Origin of the sequence: Agromyces sp. NPDC058484 (assembly GCF_042720415.1) — a bacterium.
In the GTDB taxonomy this organism is placed as follows: Bacteria; Actinomycetota; Actinomycetes; order Actinomycetales; family Microbacteriaceae; genus Agromyces.
In genome coordinates this window covers 155353-170480 of sequence record NZ_JBHXMP010000001.1, presented here as the reverse complement: position 1 = coordinate 170480, position 15128 = coordinate 155353, and the positions used below count along the sequence as shown (strand labels likewise).

Below are 15128 nucleotides of genomic sequence, written 5' to 3'. Positions count from 1 at the left end.
CCCCTGTGCGGGGGTCCCCCGTTTCTCGCGCGTCGGTGTCGCGGCTTTCCCGCGGGCGGGGGCTCCCCCCGGCCGTGCCTTACTTTGGGGGTGGGCCCCGCCCGGTACCCGGCCCACCACGATCGGGTGAGGTGTGGCGGATGCCGCTACAGCTGTTGTGGGATCGACAACGGGGCGCGCACGCCGGTCCCGGTGAGGACGTCGCAGCGGACGAGCTGCTCGCCGATCCGCTCGAGCGGGCACCGTGCGGGGTTCCACGACTGGAGCGACGGCGGGGCAGGAGCGGACGCGGGCCGCGCGGAGGCCGAACCCGCTGCTGCAGTCGCAAGGAGCACTCCAGCGAGGGCGACGAGGATCGAAGCGCCGAACGTTCGAAGCGTGTGCATGGTCCTTCCTTCCTTCCTTCCGATGGAGGTGAACGGAACCAGCGTGCCCGCCTCGTGATCGCAACGGATCGGGCGCGAACCCTGAGATCGCGGCCGAGAACCCTGATATCGGCACGTGCATCGGTGGCACACTGGAATCGTGGCTGTGCCACCCGAACCGTCGACACCGGTGTTCGTCGGACGCGAACGTGAACTCGGGACCATCAGGGGGCTCCTCGACCGCGCCGCGGCCGAGGAGGCGCAGACGCTCGTCGTCTCGGGCGACGCCGGCGTCGGCAAGACCGCGCTGGTGACGCGTGCCTGCTCAAACGGGTCCGGTGCATTGACGATCTTCGGCACCTGCCTGCCGCTGACCACGATGTCCATCCCGCTGCTGCCGATCCGGTCGGCCGTTCGGAACCTCGACATCAACCGCTTCGATGACCTCAGTCCCGTCGGGATCGGCGACCTCGACGGCGACGATCGCGACGTCACGGTCCGCTTCGACGAGTGGCTCGCTCGCCGTTGTCAGGTCCAGCCGGTCGTCCTCGTCGTCGATGACGTGCAATGGGCCGACCGCTCCACGCTCGACGCCCTCATGTACGTCATCGCGGGCCCCGCTCGGCGTCGGCTTGCCGTCATCGCAACACTCCGGGCGGGGGAGGTCGGTCTCGGTCACCCGCTCCAGCGCTGGCTCGCCGACATCCGGCGCCTTCCTCGCATGTTCGAGCTCGGGCTCGAACCCTTCGATCGCGCAGGTACCGCCGCGCAGATCGAAGCGCTGATCGGAGCGGTGCCACATCAGTCGCTGATCGATGACGTGCACGGCCGCGGCCGGGGCAACCCCTACTTCAGCCGACTGATGGTCTCGGGTCTCACGTCTGATGCCCGCGTGGCACCGGACACGTTCCCGGCGGACCTCAGCTCCGCGGTGCTGCAGTCATGGTTCCGTCTGTCGCAGGAGACCCGGCGGCTCGCGACCGTGCTGGCGGTGGGCGGTGCAGCGATGCGCGCCGGCGAGCTGGCTGAGGTGGTCGAGGATGCCGATGTCGGCGGGATTCGATCGGCGCTGGCCGAGGCGGTGGACTCCGGCACCCTGGACCGACTCGAAGACGGCTCATTCTGGTTCCATCATCCGATGAGTGCAGAGGTGCTCGCCGCGGCTCTGGCGGATGATGAGCGCCGGGAGTGGCATCGACGATTCGCAGACCTGCTCGAGGGACGACTCGCGAGCCCCGCGCCCGCCGAGACGGTGATCGCCGTCGCGGATCATCGCTCTCGCGCAGGCGAGACCAGTGCCGCATTCGAATGGACGCTGCGCGCCGCAACGGCAGCGGGTGATGCCACGGGTCGCGCTGAAGAGCTGCGGCTGCTCCGTCGGGCGGTAGGCCTGCGCGAGGACCTCCCCGACGCGACCCCCTCGCTCGACGACCTGCTTCGACGCCTCCGGGAGGCGGCCGCCGATGCCGGCGCCACGAGCGACGAGCTCGACGCCGTCGAGGCACTGCTCGCCCGTATGGACGATCGGACGGACCCGCTCGCCGCGGCCGAACTCCGCGTCCGGCGCATGCACCTGCGATTCATGAGCGGCCTGTCCTTCATCGAGGTCGACGAGATGCGAGAGGCCCTCCGGCTCGGATCGGCCGACACGGCGAGCCCCGTGTACGCGCTGGCGCTGGCGGAACTGGCGCACGCGGAGCTCTGGAGCGGTGATCGTCGACATGCACGTGCCCACGCACGCGAGGCGATCGACGTCGCCCGCGCGACCGGTGATTCTCAGGCGTTGTCGATTGCGCTCTCGGCCGGCTCGATGGCAGCGAACTTCGAGGAGGACATCGCCGTCGCGTCGGCGCTCGGTCACGAGGCGCTCGCGCCCGCCCTCGAGGCGCGGGCATGGTGGGCCTATGTGCATGCGGCGATGTGGGAGGCGAACGCCGTCGAGACCTGGGCGAGCGAGACCTACGCGCTGCGCATGAGGGACCGCCGGCTCGAGCTCGAGGCGCGTGGTGGTCCGCACGCCTATGTGGCCTGGCTTTCGGCGGCCGAGGCGCTCGCCCGATTGACGAGCGGAGCCTGGCGCGAAGCGGATGAACGGCTCAGGGTGGCGCTCGGCTCCGACCCCGGTCCGCTCGGCGACGTCGAGGCGCGACTGGCTGCCGCGCGCCTTGCGGTCCTCCAGGGGCGCCAGCGCGAGGCCGAGGGCCACCTCCTGCGGGTGGAGGAGCTCGTCGTGGACGGGTCGGCGTTCCTCGCCATCGAGTACGACGCAGTCTGTGCCGAAGTGCGGCTCGGCGCGGGGGACGCCGTGGGCGCGTACGAGGCCGCGCTCAGGGGCGTCATCGATCGAGGGGGTCCACCGACCATGGCCGAATGGCTGCTGCCGTTCGCGGCGCGGGCCCTGGCCGATCGAGCCCAGGCCGCGAGGGACGGCGGCGAGTCCGACGATGAGGTGCTCGCCGCCCTCGACTCGCTCGTCGAGCGCTGTCCGCACGTCATCCAAGACGTCGGCTCATGGACCGAACTCATGCGATGGCAGGTCGCTGCGCTCGACGCGATGTACGCGGCGGAACGGGCTCGGGCGCGTGCGGATGTCGCCGCGGCGGGTCTGTGGACGGAAGCCGTCGGGGCGTGCTACCAGGCGCGGCTCCCATGGGAGGAGGCGTACTCCAGCTGGCGGGCAACGGAGGCTCTGCTCGGCCGCGGACACGATCGGCAGGCGGGCGCCGACATGCTCCGCCGCGGCCTCGCTCTCGCACAACGCCTCGGCGCCCGACCGGTCGAGGACGAGCTGACCGACCTCGCGAGGCGCGCGCGGATTCCGCTAGCGGAGCCGTCGTCTGCGGCATCCGCGGGGCCGGCCGCCCTGCACGGTCTGACCGCTCGCGAGCGCGACGTGCTCGAACTCGTCGCCGTCGGACGCACGTACGGTGAGATCGCGCGGGAACTGGTGATCAGCGAGAAGACCGTGAGCACGCATGTCTCGCACCTGCTCGCCAAGACGGGCACCGCGAATCGCGTCGAGCTCGCGCGACTGGTGCACCGCCTCAGCGCCGACGGCTGAACTGCCGAAGGAGCTCAGTGAGCGGATGCCGCGGCAGGCGTTTCGTACGTCGCACTGGGTGCCGCGACCGGGCGCTTGAGCCGAAGCACGACGACCGTCATGGCGGCAGCGGTGAGTGCAGCGAGCACCATGTGCACCCCGACGGCGAGCGGCGGCAGCCCGTTGCGGGCCTGGTAGAGGCCGACGGCGATCTGCACGAGCTCGACGGCGAGCAGGCTCCCGACCCAGCCGAGCGTCGGGAGCTTCAGGAGCCACGCCGCGACGAGCAGCACGAACGTGAGCGCGAAGAGCGCGTAGCCGGGCCACGCGTGCACGTGCTCGAGCAGCTCGGAGTCGAAGCCGGTGCGACCGGCTTCCGCGTCGCCCGAGTGCGGCCCCGAGCCCGTGGTCAGGACGCCGAACACGATCGTGAGCGCGAGCACCGCGGTCGTCGCGTGGGTGAGTCCCGCATACCAGGCGGGCACGGTGAGCTCGCGCGGACCAGGGGTCGACTTCATGCGCACGATGAACGCCGCCGCAACGCACACGAGCACGAGCGACGACACGTAGTGGAAGCCGACGATGAAGGGGTTGAGCCCCGTCCAGACGGTGATCCCGCCGACGACGGCCTGTGCGACGACGCCTGCGCCGACGATGAAGGCGAGCGTGAACAGGTCTCGCCGCTCCCGCCGGATGCGCCAGACGAGTACGAACAGCACGAGCGCGACGATTCCTACCACACCCGTCATCAGGCGGTTCCCGAACTCGATCAGGCTGTGGTAGCCGAGCTCCTCGGTGGGCACGAGCGAGTCGGCCGTGCAGGTCGGCCAGGTGGGGCATCCGAGGCCCGAACCGGTCAGCCGCACCGCTCCGCCCGTGGCGATGATCACGGTCTGCGCGAGGAACGAGAGCCAGGCGAAGACGCGGATCCGCCCGTCGACGCGATCGGGCAGCCATGCGGTGAAGCGGTTCACGCTCGTACGATCCTGATCCGGGACGCGCTGTGACGGTACTGGGAGTACCGGGCGGTTCCGACCGGCCGGCAGCGCGACCCTATAGACTTGAAGGGTTGGAGAGTCCCGCGAGGCGCGCGTCCACGCGCGATGCGGGTTCCCAGCCATCTTAGGTTCGCAATGGAGCCACCTGCACATCATCCCCACTCACCGAGCACCTCGACTCGCGAGGGGAATGAGCCGGACTGATAGCCGGTTGCACGGGAGGAGAAGAGGGAAGCATGACGGACGTACTGATCGACCGCCCCGAACTGGAGGGACTCGGCGTCTACGAGTTCGGCTGGGCCGACTCCGACGTCGCCGGGGCATCAGCCCGACGCGGCATCTCGCCCGAGGTGGTCGCCGACATCTCGCGGCTGAAGGACGAGCCCGAATGGATGCTCCAGCGCCGTCAGCGCGCGCTGCAGCTCTTCGAGCGCAAGCCGATGCCGACCTGGGGCGCCGACCTGTCCGAAATCGACTTCGACAACATCAAGTACTTCGTCCGCTCCACCGAGAAGCAGGCCCAGACCTGGGAAGACCTGCCCGACGACATCAAGAACACGTACGAGAAGCTCGGCATCCCCGAGGCCGAGCGCCAGCGGCTCGTCGCGGGCGTCGCCGCCCAGTACGAGTCCGAGGTGGTCTACCACCAGATCAACGAGGAGCTCGAGCGCCAGGGTGTCATCTTCATGGACACCGACACGGCGTTGCGCGAGCACCCCGAATTCTTCGAGGAGTACTTCGGCACCGTCATCCCGGCGGGCGACAACAAGTTCGCCGCCCTGAACACGGCCGTGTGGTCGGGCGGTTCGTTCGTCTACGTGCCTCCGGGCGTGCACGTCGAGATCCCGCTCCAGGCCTACTTCCGCATCAACACCGAGAACATGGGTCAGTTCGAGCGCACGCTGATCATCGCCGACGAAGACAGCTACGTGCACTACATCGAGGGCTGCACCGCGCCGATCTACAAGTCCGACTCCCTGCACTCGGCCGTCGTCGAGATCATCGTGAAGAAGAACGCACGCGTGCGCTACACGACGATCCAGAACTGGTCGAACAACGTCTACAACCTCGTCACCAAGCGCGCCACGGCCGCCGAGGGCGCCACCATGGAGTGGATCGACGGCAATATCGGCTCGAAGGTCACGATGAAGTACCCGTCGATCTTCCTCATGGGCGAGCACGCGAAGGGCGAGACGCTGTCGGTCGCCTTCGCCGGCCCGGGCCAGCACCAGGACGCCGGCGCCAAGATGATCCACATGGCGCCGTACACGCAGTCGTCGATCGTCTCGAAGTCGATCGCCCGTGGCGGCGGTCGCGCCGGATACCGCGGCGAGGTGCGCATCGACGCGAACGCGCACCACGCGGCGAACACGGTACGCTGCGATGCGCTGCTGGTCGACACGATCTCCCGTTCCGACACCTACCCGGCGATCGACATCCGGGTCGACGACGTGCACCTCGGACACGAGGCGACCGTCTCGAAGGTGAGCGAGGAGCAGCTGTTCTACCTGATGGCCCGGGGCATCCCCGAAGACGAAGCCATGGCGATGATCGTGCGCGGCTTCATCGAGCCCATCGCGCGCGAGCTTCCCATGGAGTACGCGATGGAACTCAACAAGCTCATCGAGATGGGCATGGAAGGATCGGTCGGCTAGAGCATGCCCGCCCAGATGACCAGCACAGCCATGCCAACTGCGGGCCAGCACGGCCTCGTTGCGCACTCCGACGGAGCCTTCGTGCCCGTGCAGACCCGGTCCGAGCGCTTCCGTTCGGTGAACGTCGAGGACTTCGCCCCCGTCAACGGTCGCGAGCACGAGTGGAAGCTCTCTCCGGTCGCCGCGTTCGCCGACCTCACCGGTGGTGACATCGACGGCTCCCGGGTCGAGATCGAGACGGTGCTCCGTGCACCCGACGGCGAAGCGGATGCCGCGGGCGTCGACGTCTCGTGGCTCGGCCGCGACGATGCCCGCATCGGCCGCGCCGGCGTTCCCGAGGAGCGCGCCTCCGCCAACGCATGGAGCTCGTTCGACGAGGCCCTGCTCATCTCGGTGACGGGCGAGGACGAGAAGGTCTTCGCGGTCACCCGCCACGACCTCGGCGACACCCCGCGCGCTTCGCACACCGTGATCGAGGCGGCGCCGAACAGCCGCGCGCTCGTCGTGCTGCGGGGCACGGGCGACGCCCGGCTCTCGGAGAACGTCGAGATCGTGGTCGGCGAGGGCGCCTCGCTCACGGTCGTCTCCCTCCAGGAATGGAGTGACGACGCCGTGCACCTCGCGAGCCACTTCGCCCGGCTCGGCCGCGACTCGTTCCTGAAGCACATCGTCGTCTCGCTCGGCGGCAAGGTCGTTCGCGTCAACCCGTCGACGCACCTCGCCGAGCAGGGATCCGACGTCGAGGCCCTCGGGCTCTACTTCGCCGATGCCGGCCAGCACCTCGAGCAGCAGGTGTTCGTGCACCACGACGCCCCGCACACTCGTTCGCGCGTGACCTACAAGGGTGCACTCCAGGGCGAGGGCGCGCGCAGCGTCTGGGTGGGCGACGTGCTGATCGGCAACGCCGCGGTCGGCACCGACAGCTACGAGCAGAACCGCAACCTCGTGCTCACCGACGGTACTCGCGCCGACTCGGTGCCGAACCTCGAGATCGAGACCGGCGACATCGAGGGCGCGGGCCATGCCAGCGCCACGGGCCGGTTCGACGACGAGCAGCTGTTCTACCTCATGGCACGCGGCATCCGGGAAGACGAGGCGCGCCGACTCGTCGTGCGCGGGTTCCTCACCGAGATCGTGCAGAAGATCGGCTCGCCCGAGCTGGAAGAGCGGCTCACCGCCGCACTCGAGGCCGAACTGGAGGGCAACTGACGTGGCATCCGTTCGTGTCTGCGCCGTCGACGACCTCGGCGTCAACGAGGCGGCCCGGTTCGTGCTCGAGGGGGTGCCGATCGCCGTCGTGAAGGACGCGGCAGGCGACGTCTTCGCGATCGGCGACACCTGCACCCACGGCGACATCTCGCTCGCCGAGGGATTCGTCGAGAACGACACGCTCGAGTGCTGGGCCCACGGCTCCATGTTCTCGCTGAAGACCGGCAAGCCGCTCACGCTGCCCGCCTACGAGCCGGTCCCGGTGTACCGGGTCGAGCTCAAGGACGGCGACGTCCACATCGACCCCTCGGTCACTCTGACCGTCTGACATCCGCTCCTCCGGCCCGGAACGGCCGGCGACCGAAAGAGATCATCCACCAGCATGTCCGTACTCGAGATCAAGAACCTGCACGTCAACGTCGAGACCGACCAGGGAACCCGTGAGATCCTCCGCGGCGTCGACCTCGTCATCAACGAGGGCGAGATCCACGCGATCATGGGCCCCAACGGGTCGGGCAAGTCGACGCTCGCCTACACGATCGCCGGCCACCCGAAGTACACCGTCGCCCAGGGCGAGATCCTCCTCGACGGAGAGAACGTGCTCGAGATGACCGTCGACGAGCGGGCCCGCGCGGGCCTCTTCCTGGCGATGCAGTACCCCGTCGAGATCCCGGGCGTGACGGTCACGAACTTCCTCCGCACCGCGAAGACCGCGATCGACGGCGAGGCGCCCGCGATCCGCGGCTGGATCAAGGACGTCCGCGAGTCGATGAAGAACCTCCGGATGGACTCGGATTTCGCCGAGCGCAACGTCAACGAGGGATTCTCGGGCGGTGAGAAGAAGCGCAACGAGATCCTCCAGCTCGAACTCCTGAAGCCGAAGTTCGCGGTGCTCGACGAGACCGACTCGGGCCTCGACGTCGACGCGCTGAAGATCGTCTCCGAGGGCGTCAACCGTGCCGCCGCCAACACCGGCCTCGGCATCCTCCTCATCACGCACTACACGCGCATCCTGCGTTACATCACGCCCGACTTCGTGCACGTCTTCGTCGCGGGCAAGATCGCCGAGCAGGGCGGACGCGAGCTCGCCGACCGCCTCGAGGAAGAGGGCTACGACCGCTACCTCGAGCCCGCCGCGAATTAGACTGGCATCATGGTCACCTCACTCGCACCCGAGCGCTACGACCAGGTCACCGAAGCGCTGAAAGACGTCATGGATCCCGAGCTCGGGATCAACATCGTCGACCTCGGCCTCATCTACGACCTCGGGTGGGACGACGAGAACGACGCGCTCGTCATCCACATGACGCTCACGAGCGCCGGATGTCCCCTCACCGACGTCATCGAGGAGCAGACCGCCGAGGCACTCGACGGCACCGTCGACGCGTTCCGCATCAACTGGGTGTGGATGCCGCCATGGGGTCCGGAGCGCATCACCGACGACGGCCGAGACATGATGCGCGCCCTCGGCTTCGCGATCTGAGCACAGCAAACTCCGGATTCCGCACCGGTCCCTGAGCTTGTCGAAGGGCGGGCATCTGTCGTCTTCGAGCGGGTGCTACAGCAGGCCGCGGCTCCGAAGCAGCGGCTCGACGCTCGCGTCGCGTCCGCGGAATGCGCGGTACGCCTCGAGGGGATCGATGCTGCCGCCCGGCTCGAGGAGCATGCGGCGGAAGCGTTCGCCGTTCTCGCGCGTCGCGCCGCCGCGCTCCGCGAACCATTCGACGGTGTCGGCACCGGGAACCTCGCTCCAGAGGTACGAGTAGTACCCCGCGTCGTAGCCGCCTGCGAACACGTGCGCGAAGTAGGTGCTCGAGTAGCGCGGCGGCACGAGCGGGTGGTCGAGGCCGGCGTTCGCGAGTGCCGACCGCTCGAAGGCGGCGACGTCGGTCACGGCTTCGGCCTCATCGGCCGTCAGTCGATGCCACGCCTGGTCGAGGACAGCCGCGGCGAGGTACTCCGCGGTCCCGAAGCCCGTGTTGAGGCCGCGCGACGCGACGACACGATCGACGAGGCGCTGCGGCATCCGTTCGCCCGTCTCGTGGTGCACGGCGTAGTTCGCGAGGACCTCGGGGCGGAGCATCCACATCTCGTTGACCTGGCTCGGGAACTCGACGACGTCGCGGGAGACGTTCGTGCCGGCCTGCGACGGGTAACGCACGCGCGCCAGCAGTCCGTGCAGGGCGTGGCCGAACTCGTGGAAGAGCGTCTCGGTCTCGTCGAACGTCAGCAGCGTGGGGTCGCCGGGCGCCGGCTGGGGCACGTTCAGGTTGTTGACGACGACGGGAAGGGTGCCCTCGAGCTCGGACTGCTCGACGATCGAGCTCATCCACGCGCCGCCCCGCTTGGAATCGCGGGCGTACGGGTCGAAGAGGTAGAGGCCGACGGGCGAGCCGTCCTCCTCGACCACCTCGAACACCCGGGCGTCGGGGTGGTGCGCCACGAGGTCGGTGCGTTCCGCGAACCGGAGTCCGTACAGCAGCGTGGCCGCATGGAAGACCCCATCGGCGAGCACCCGGTCGAGTTCGAAGTACGGGCGGAGCTCGCGCAGGTCGAGGTCGTGCGGTTCGGCGCGCATTCGTCCCGCGAGGAAGGCCCAGTCGGATGCCGCGGGCTCGCGCGCCCCGTCGCGAACGGCTCGCGCGGCGAGCTCGGCGCGTTCGCGCGCGACGTTGCGCATGGTCGCCGGCACGAGCTCGCCGAGGAGTGCGGCGACGGCCTCGGGCGAGCCCGCGGTCTCACCGGCGGTCACGGCGGCGGCGTGGTACGGGAACCCGAGGAGGCGGGCCCGCTCGGCGCGAAGTCGCACGATCGCGAGGAGCGTGGCACGGGTGTCGTGCGTGCCGCCGCGGCATCCGCGAGCTCGTGATGCGGCGAGGAGCCGGTCGCGAACGTCGGCCCGCTCGAGGAGGGCGAGCGCCGGCTGGCCGGTGGGCAGGACGAGCGTGATGAGCCAGCCCGGCAGGTCGTGCGACCTCGCCGCCTCGCGAGCCGCCGAGCGTGCACCCGCACCGAGACCGGCGAGCTCCGCCTCGTCGGTGAGGTGCAGCGCGAGGTCGTTCGTGTCGGCGCGGAGGTGCTGCTGGAACGCCGTGGTGAGCGAGGAGAGCCGTTGGCCCAGCTCGGTGAGCCGGGCCCGCCGGCCGTCTCCGAGCGCGGCGCCCGCGAGCACGGACTCTCGGTGCATCCGCTCGAGGAGGTACGCCTGGTCGGGCTCGAGTCCCAGCTCGCCGCGAGCCTCGTGCAGGGTGCCGATTCGTGCGAACAGCCGCGGGTCCAAACGGATCGCGGCGCGGTGCGCGGCGAGCCGCGGCGCGAGCTCCGCCTCGAGGGCGTCGATGACCGCGCTCGAGTCGGAGGCGCTCGCGTTCTCGAACACGGGGAGCACGCGCCGGAGCAGTGCGCCCGATCGCTCGAGTGCGACGAGGGTGTTCTCGAACGTCGGCGGTGCGGGGTCGGTCGCGACGGCCTCGACCTCCGTGCGTTGCTCTGCCATGCCCGCCTCGATCGCCTCACGGTAGTGATCGGGCCGCACGAGCGCGAAGAGCGGCAGGCGGTAGGGGAGCGGGCTCGGTTCGAGGAACGGATTCGACGGGTCGCCCATCCGACCACGATAGGGCGTGCCCGGCGGATGTCGCGGCCATAGGCTCGTCGTATGCAGCCCGAGGACGAATCCATCGAGACCGCACCCGCCGAGGCGTACACGCACGGCCACCACGAGAGCGTGCTCCGCATCCATTCGTGGCGCACGGTCGAGAACTCGGCGGCCTACCTCGCACCGCACCTCCAGGCGGGTGCCCGGGTGCTCGACGTCGGCAGCGGGCCCGGCACCATCACGATCGACCTCGCCCGAAGGGTGCGACCAGGAACCGTGATCGGCATCGACGCCTCCGCCGACGTCGTCGCCCGTGCGACCGGACTCGCCGCCAGCGAGCGCGTCGACAACGTCGAGTTCCGGGTGGCCGACGCGTATTCGCTTCCGTTCGCCGACGCCTCGTTCGACGTCGTGCACGCGCACCAGGTGCTCCAGCACCTCGCCCGGCCGGTCGATGCCCTGCAGGGGTTCCGCCGCGTGCTGAAGCCGGGCGGGCTCCTCGCGGTGCGCGACGTCGACTACGGCGGCGTCATCTGGAGCCCCGCGTCATCCGGCCTCACGCGGTGGCTCGAGCTGTACCGCGCCGTGCACGCCGGCAACGGCGGCGACCCTCACGCCGGCCGGCATCTCAAGCGGTGGGTGCGCGAGGCGGGTTTCGGCGACATCGAGGCCACCGCGTCGACCTGGGTCTTCTCCACGGCCCTCGAGCGGGAGTGGTGGGGGAACTCCTGGGCCGAGCGGGCGACGACCTCGCAGTTCGCCGCGCACGCCATCGAGTCAGGCCGTTCCAGCCCGGCCGAGCTCGAGCGCATCGCTGCGGCATGGCGCGAATGGGCGGCCGATGACGACGGTTGGCTGCTCATGCCGCACGCCGAGGTGCTCGCGCGCGCGTGACGGGCGCGCTCTCACGGGCGCATCGTCGCGTCGCGGCGCCTCACCAGTCCTCGTCGGCGTCGTGCACGTCGACGATCGCGTCGCTCACGCGCGTGCCGTCGTCGAGTTCGGCGATCGGACGCCCTTCGAGCCACGTGAGCGTCCAGTGCCGGCCCGTGCCGTCACCCGCGTGTGCGGCCTCGGCTGCCGCGATTCGCGGGCGGAGGTCGGCGGGCACGGATGCCGGGGGCGGGGCCCCGAACTCCCACCGCGTGCCGAGCCGCATCACGCGTCCATCTCGTAGGTCACCCAGCTCGTGCGCCGGGCGACCTCATCGTAGACACGCTGGGCGTCGGCATTGTCGGCCGCCGTGATCCAGCTCACCCCGCCCGTGCCGACCTCGAGCGAACGCGCGTGCACGAACTCGATGAGTGCGCGGCCGATGCCGGCGCCCCGCGCGTCGGCATCGACGTAGAGGTCGTCGAGGTGGATGCCGCGGGTGGCCTGGAGCGTGTCGGGCACGACGCGGAACTGGGCGAGCCCGACGGGTGTGCCATCCTCGTCGACCGCGAGCACCGCCTGGAGCGGGTCGGCGTCGTCGCGGATCCAATTCCAGACGATGAGCGCCTTCGCGTCATCGAGTTCCGTCTCGTAGAAGTCGCAGTACGCGGCGAACAGCGGCAACCATCCGAAGAAGTCGTCGTCGCCGGCCATGCGGATCTCGTGCGTCATCGCGTTCCTCCCTACGCCTCCGGTGCCTCGAGCACGATGTCGCGCACCTCGAACTCGTCGGCCTCCGTGAACGTCAGCGTGGCGATGCGCCCCACCGATCCGAGGTCGGATGCCGCAGACTCGAGCAGCGCGATCGCCGCGGCGGGCGCCGTGATCACGGCACGTGTCACGGGCGTCTTCTGCGACGCCTTCGCCTCGGTCTTCGCGCGGCGGATGCCGGTCAGGGCGAGGCTCGCGAGCTCGAGGAGCTCGACCCCCGCTTCACCGCGTGCGACGAGGTCGTCGAGGGTCGGCCATGCGGCGCGGTGCACGGAACCCTCGTTCGACCAGCGCCACGCCTCTTCGGTCGCGAACGGGATGATCGGGGCGAGGAGGCGCAGCAGCACGCTGAGGGCGGTCTTCAGGGCCGCGACGGCAGAGGCCTGCTCGGGGCTCGGGTCACCGTAAGCGCGTTCTTTCACGAGCTCGAGGTAGTCGTCGCAGAAGGTCCAGAAGAACGTCTCGGTGAGCTCGAGCGCGCGGGCATGGTCGTAGGACTCGAACGCGCGGGTGGCGCCCGCCACGACGTCGGCGAGCTCGGCGAGCATGCTCCGGTCGACGGGCACGCTCACCGGGGCATCCGCTCGCCCGTCGAAGCTCAGGATGAACTTCGCCGCGTTCAGCACCTTGATGGCGAGGCGGCGGCCGATCTTCACCTGCGTCGGGTTCTGCGGATCGAAGGCCGCGTCGACGCCGAGGCGCGAGGATGCCGCCCAGTAGCGCACCGCGTCCGAACCGTGCTGCTCGAGCAGCCCGGCGGGGGTGACGACGTTGCCCTTCGACTTCGACATCTTCTTGCGATCGGGATCGACGATGAAGCCCGAGATGGCGGCGTTCGCCCACGGGCTCGCATCGTGCTCGAGTTGCGCGCGCAGCACCGTGGAGAACAGCCAGGTGCGGATGATGTCCTGCGCCTGCGGGCGCAACGAGTAGGGGAACACGAGGTCGAAGAGCCCGGGGTCGCGCTCCCACCCGCCCGCGAGCTGCGGGGTGAGCGAGGATGTGGCCCAGGTGTCCATGATGTCGTGCTCGCCGATGAAGCCGCCGGGGACCCCGCGCTGCGCCTCGTCGTATCCCGGCGCCGCGGCCGACGACGGGTCGACGGGGAGTAGGTCGCGCGTGGCGACGATCGGCTCGTCGTACACGGGGTCGCCGTCGGCGTCGAGCGAGTACCAGACCGGAATCGGCACGCCGAAGAAGCGCTGGCGCGAGATGAGCCAGTCGCCCGACAGCCCGCCGACCCAGTTCTCGTAGCGCACTCGCATGAAGTCGGGGTGCCAGTCGATCTCGCGGCCGTGCTCGATGAGGCGGTGCTTCAGTGCCTCGTCGCGGGCGCCGTTCGCGATGTACCACTGCCGGGTCGAGACGATCTCGAGCGGACGATCGCCCTTCTCGTAGAACTTCACCGGGTGCGTGATCGCCTTCGGCTCGCCGAGCAGGTCGCCCGACGTGCGCAACTGCTCCACCACGGTCTGCTTCGCCGAGAAGACGGTCTTGCCGGCGAGCTGGGCGAAGGCGGTGCGCCCGGCCGCCGACGTGATCGCCTCGGGGGCGTCGGCGATGATGCGCCCGTCGAAGCCGAGGATCGCGCGGTTCGGAAGGTCGAGCTCGCGCCACCAGACGACGTCGGTCACGTCGCCGAACGTGCAGATCATGGCGATGCCGGTGCCCTTGTCCTTCTGGGCGAGATGGTGGGCGACGACGGGCACCTCGACGCCGAAGACGGGCGTCGTCACGCTGGTGCCGAAGAGCGGCTGGTAGCGCTCGTCGTCGGGGTGCGCGACGAGTGCGACGCACGCGGGGATGAGCTCGGGCCGGCTCGTCTCGATCTCGAGCGTGCCGCCGTCGGGTCGGTGGAACGTCACACGATGGTATTGGCCGGGCTGCTCGCGGTCTTCGAGCTCGGCCTGGGCGACCGCGGTGCGGAAGGTGACGTCCCAGAGGGTCGGCGCCAGGGCCTGATACGCCTCGCCCCGCTCGACATTGCGCACGAATGCGAGTTGCGAGGTGAAGAGCGCCTCGTCGGCGATGGTGCGGTACGTCTGCGTCCAGTCGACCGAGAGGCCGAGCAGGCGGAACAGCGCCTCGAAGTGCTGTTCGTCCTCAGCAGTGAGGCGCTCGCAGAGTTCGATGAAGTTGCGGCGGCTGATCGGCTGCTGGTCGGCGGCCTTGACGCTCTTGCCCTCGGCGCCCTCGAATGGCGGCGTGAAGCCGGGGTCGTACGGGAGCGTCGGGTCGCAGCGCACGCCATAGTAATTCTGCACGCGGCGCTCGGTGGGCAGTCCGTTGTCGTCCCACCCCATCGGGTAGAAGACGTGCTTGCCGCGCATGCGCTGGTATCGGGCCACCAGGTCGGTGTGCGTGAACGAGAAGACGTGGCCGATGTGGAGGGAGCCCGACGCCGTGGGCGGAGGCGTGTCGATCGAGTAGGTCGACTCGCGCGTGGCGCCTTCGCGCTCGAACCGGTAGGTGCCGACGTGCTCCCAGACCCCGCCCCACTTGCCTTCGAGGCCCTCGAGTGCGGGCTTGTCGGGGACGCGCCCTTCGGCAGGCTCAGGGACCGTCACGTTCGCCTCCGGTTCGGTATGTGCGGCACCGAGTCCATGGGGGTGCCTGAATGTG

Annotated in this window: 13 protein-coding genes; 7 read left to right on the top strand and 6 right to left on the bottom strand. The window is 69.7% G+C overall.

The genetic code is table 11. The features are described 5' to 3' along the window. Positions 1 to 146: 146 nt before the first annotated feature. Positions 147 to 386: a hypothetical protein gene (locus tag ACFWN7_RS00810; protein WP_376936751.1), complete on the bottom strand. Its 240-nt coding sequence runs from the start codon at positions 384 to 386 to the stop codon at positions 147 to 149. A 139-nt stretch (positions 387 to 525) separates the two neighbouring features. Here ACFWN7_RS00810 and ACFWN7_RS00805 point away from each other — a divergent pair, with 139 nt between their 5' ends. Continuing rightward, complete coding sequence (locus ACFWN7_RS00805; RefSeq protein ID WP_376936749.1) at positions 526 to 3426, top strand: AAA family ATPase; 2901 nt, start codon at positions 526 to 528, stop codon at positions 3424 to 3426. Positions 3427 to 3440: 14 nt separating this feature from the next. Here the strand turns inward: ACFWN7_RS00805 and ACFWN7_RS00800 are convergent, their stop codons facing one another. Beyond that, positions 3441 to 4379, bottom strand: coding sequence for a heme A synthase (locus ACFWN7_RS00800; RefSeq protein ID WP_376936748.1), 939 nt, complete (start codon positions 4377 to 4379; stop codon positions 3441 to 3443). A 260-nt stretch (positions 4380 to 4639) separates the two neighbouring features. On the opposite strand from ACFWN7_RS00800, the gene sufB reads away from it, so the two are divergent. Genes sufB through ACFWN7_RS00775 form a run of 5 tightly spaced genes read left to right on the top strand, consistent with a single transcriptional unit; the run spans position 4640 to position 8750 of the window. Beyond that, positions 4640 to 6058, top strand: coding sequence for a Fe-S cluster assembly protein SufB (gene sufB / locus ACFWN7_RS00795; protein ID WP_376936747.1), 1419 nt, complete (start codon positions 4640 to 4642; stop codon positions 6056 to 6058). 15 nt (positions 6059 to 6073) lie between these two features. Continuing rightward, positions 6074 to 7267, top strand: coding sequence for a Fe-S cluster assembly protein SufD (gene sufD, locus ACFWN7_RS00790; protein WP_376936746.1), 1194 nt, complete (start codon positions 6074 to 6076; stop codon positions 7265 to 7267). 1 nt (position 7268) lies between these two features. Then, positions 7269 to 7595, top strand: a complete 327-nt coding sequence (locus ACFWN7_RS00785) for a non-heme iron oxygenase ferredoxin subunit (protein ID WP_376936745.1) — start codon at positions 7269 to 7271, stop codon at positions 7593 to 7595. Between the two features lie 54 nt (positions 7596 to 7649). After that, on the top strand, positions 7650 to 8411 hold the full coding sequence (sufC, locus tag ACFWN7_RS00780; RefSeq protein WP_376936744.1) for a Fe-S cluster assembly ATPase SufC: 762 nt from the start codon (positions 7650 to 7652) through the stop codon (positions 8409 to 8411). Between the two features lie 9 nt (positions 8412 to 8420). Beyond that, positions 8421 to 8750, top strand: coding sequence for a metal-sulfur cluster assembly factor (locus tag ACFWN7_RS00775; RefSeq protein WP_376936743.1), 330 nt, complete (start codon positions 8421 to 8423; stop codon positions 8748 to 8750). Between the two features lie 75 nt (positions 8751 to 8825). On the opposite strand, the gene ACFWN7_RS00770 is transcribed toward ACFWN7_RS00775, so the two are convergent. Next, positions 8826 to 10871 (bottom strand): M3 family metallopeptidase, encoded by a 2046-nt coding sequence (locus ACFWN7_RS00770; protein WP_376936742.1) that lies wholly within the window; start codon positions 10869 to 10871, stop codon positions 8826 to 8828. Between the two features lie 51 nt (positions 10872 to 10922). Here ACFWN7_RS00770 and ACFWN7_RS00765 point away from each other — a divergent pair, with 51 nt between their 5' ends. Further along, positions 10923 to 11756, top strand: a complete 834-nt coding sequence (locus tag ACFWN7_RS00765) for a methyltransferase domain-containing protein (protein ID WP_376936741.1) — start codon at positions 10923 to 10925, stop codon at positions 11754 to 11756. A 40-nt stretch (positions 11757 to 11796) separates the two neighbouring features. Here ACFWN7_RS00765 and ACFWN7_RS00760 read toward each other — a convergent pair whose 3' ends face one another. The 3 genes from ACFWN7_RS00760 to valS are packed head-to-tail and all read right to left on the bottom strand — an operon-like array spanning position 11797 to position 15073. Further along, positions 11797 to 12021: a hypothetical protein gene (locus tag ACFWN7_RS00760; protein ID WP_376936740.1), complete on the bottom strand. Its 225-nt coding sequence runs from the start codon at positions 12019 to 12021 to the stop codon at positions 11797 to 11799. Beyond that, positions 12021 to 12467, bottom strand: coding sequence for a GNAT family N-acetyltransferase (locus ACFWN7_RS00755; protein ID WP_376936739.1), 447 nt, complete (start codon positions 12465 to 12467; stop codon positions 12021 to 12023). The genes ACFWN7_RS00760 and ACFWN7_RS00755 overlap by 1 nt, the downstream gene beginning before the upstream one ends. A gap of 11 nt (positions 12468 to 12478) precedes the next feature. Next, complete coding sequence (gene valS, locus ACFWN7_RS00750) at positions 12479 to 15073, bottom strand: valine--tRNA ligase (protein ID WP_376936738.1); 2595 nt, start codon at positions 15071 to 15073, stop codon at positions 12479 to 12481. Between the last annotated feature and the right edge of the window lie 55 nt (positions 15074 to 15128).

Bases quoted from the DNA above. Each gene is read 5' to 3' on its own strand.
- sufD (WP_376936746.1), top strand. From the start codon at position 6,074: ATGACCAGCACAGCCATGCCAACTGCGGGCCAGCACGGCCTCGTTGCG.
- ACFWN7_RS00760 (WP_376936740.1), bottom strand. From the start codon at position 12,021: ATGCGGCTCGGCACGCGGTGGGAGTTCGGGGCCCCGCCCCCGGCATCC.
- ACFWN7_RS00810 (WP_376936751.1), bottom strand. From the start codon at position 386: ATGCACACGCTTCGAACGTTCGGCGCTTCGATCCTCGTCGCCCTCGCT.
- ACFWN7_RS00775 (WP_376936743.1), top strand. From the start codon at position 8,421: ATGGTCACCTCACTCGCACCCGAGCGCTACGACCAGGTCACCGAAGCG.
- ACFWN7_RS00755 (WP_376936739.1), bottom strand. From the start codon at position 12,467: ATGACGCACGAGATCCGCATGGCCGGCGACGACGACTTCTTCGGATGG.
- sufC (WP_376936744.1), top strand. From the start codon at position 7,650: ATGTCCGTACTCGAGATCAAGAACCTGCACGTCAACGTCGAGACCGAC.
- ACFWN7_RS00770 (WP_376936742.1), bottom strand. From the start codon at position 10,871: ATGGGCGACCCGTCGAATCCGTTCCTCGAACCGAGCCCGCTCCCCTAC.
- ACFWN7_RS00765 (WP_376936741.1), top strand. From the start codon at position 10,923: ATGCAGCCCGAGGACGAATCCATCGAGACCGCACCCGCCGAGGCGTAC.
- sufB (WP_376936747.1), top strand. From the start codon at position 4,640: ATGACGGACGTACTGATCGACCGCCCCGAACTGGAGGGACTCGGCGTC.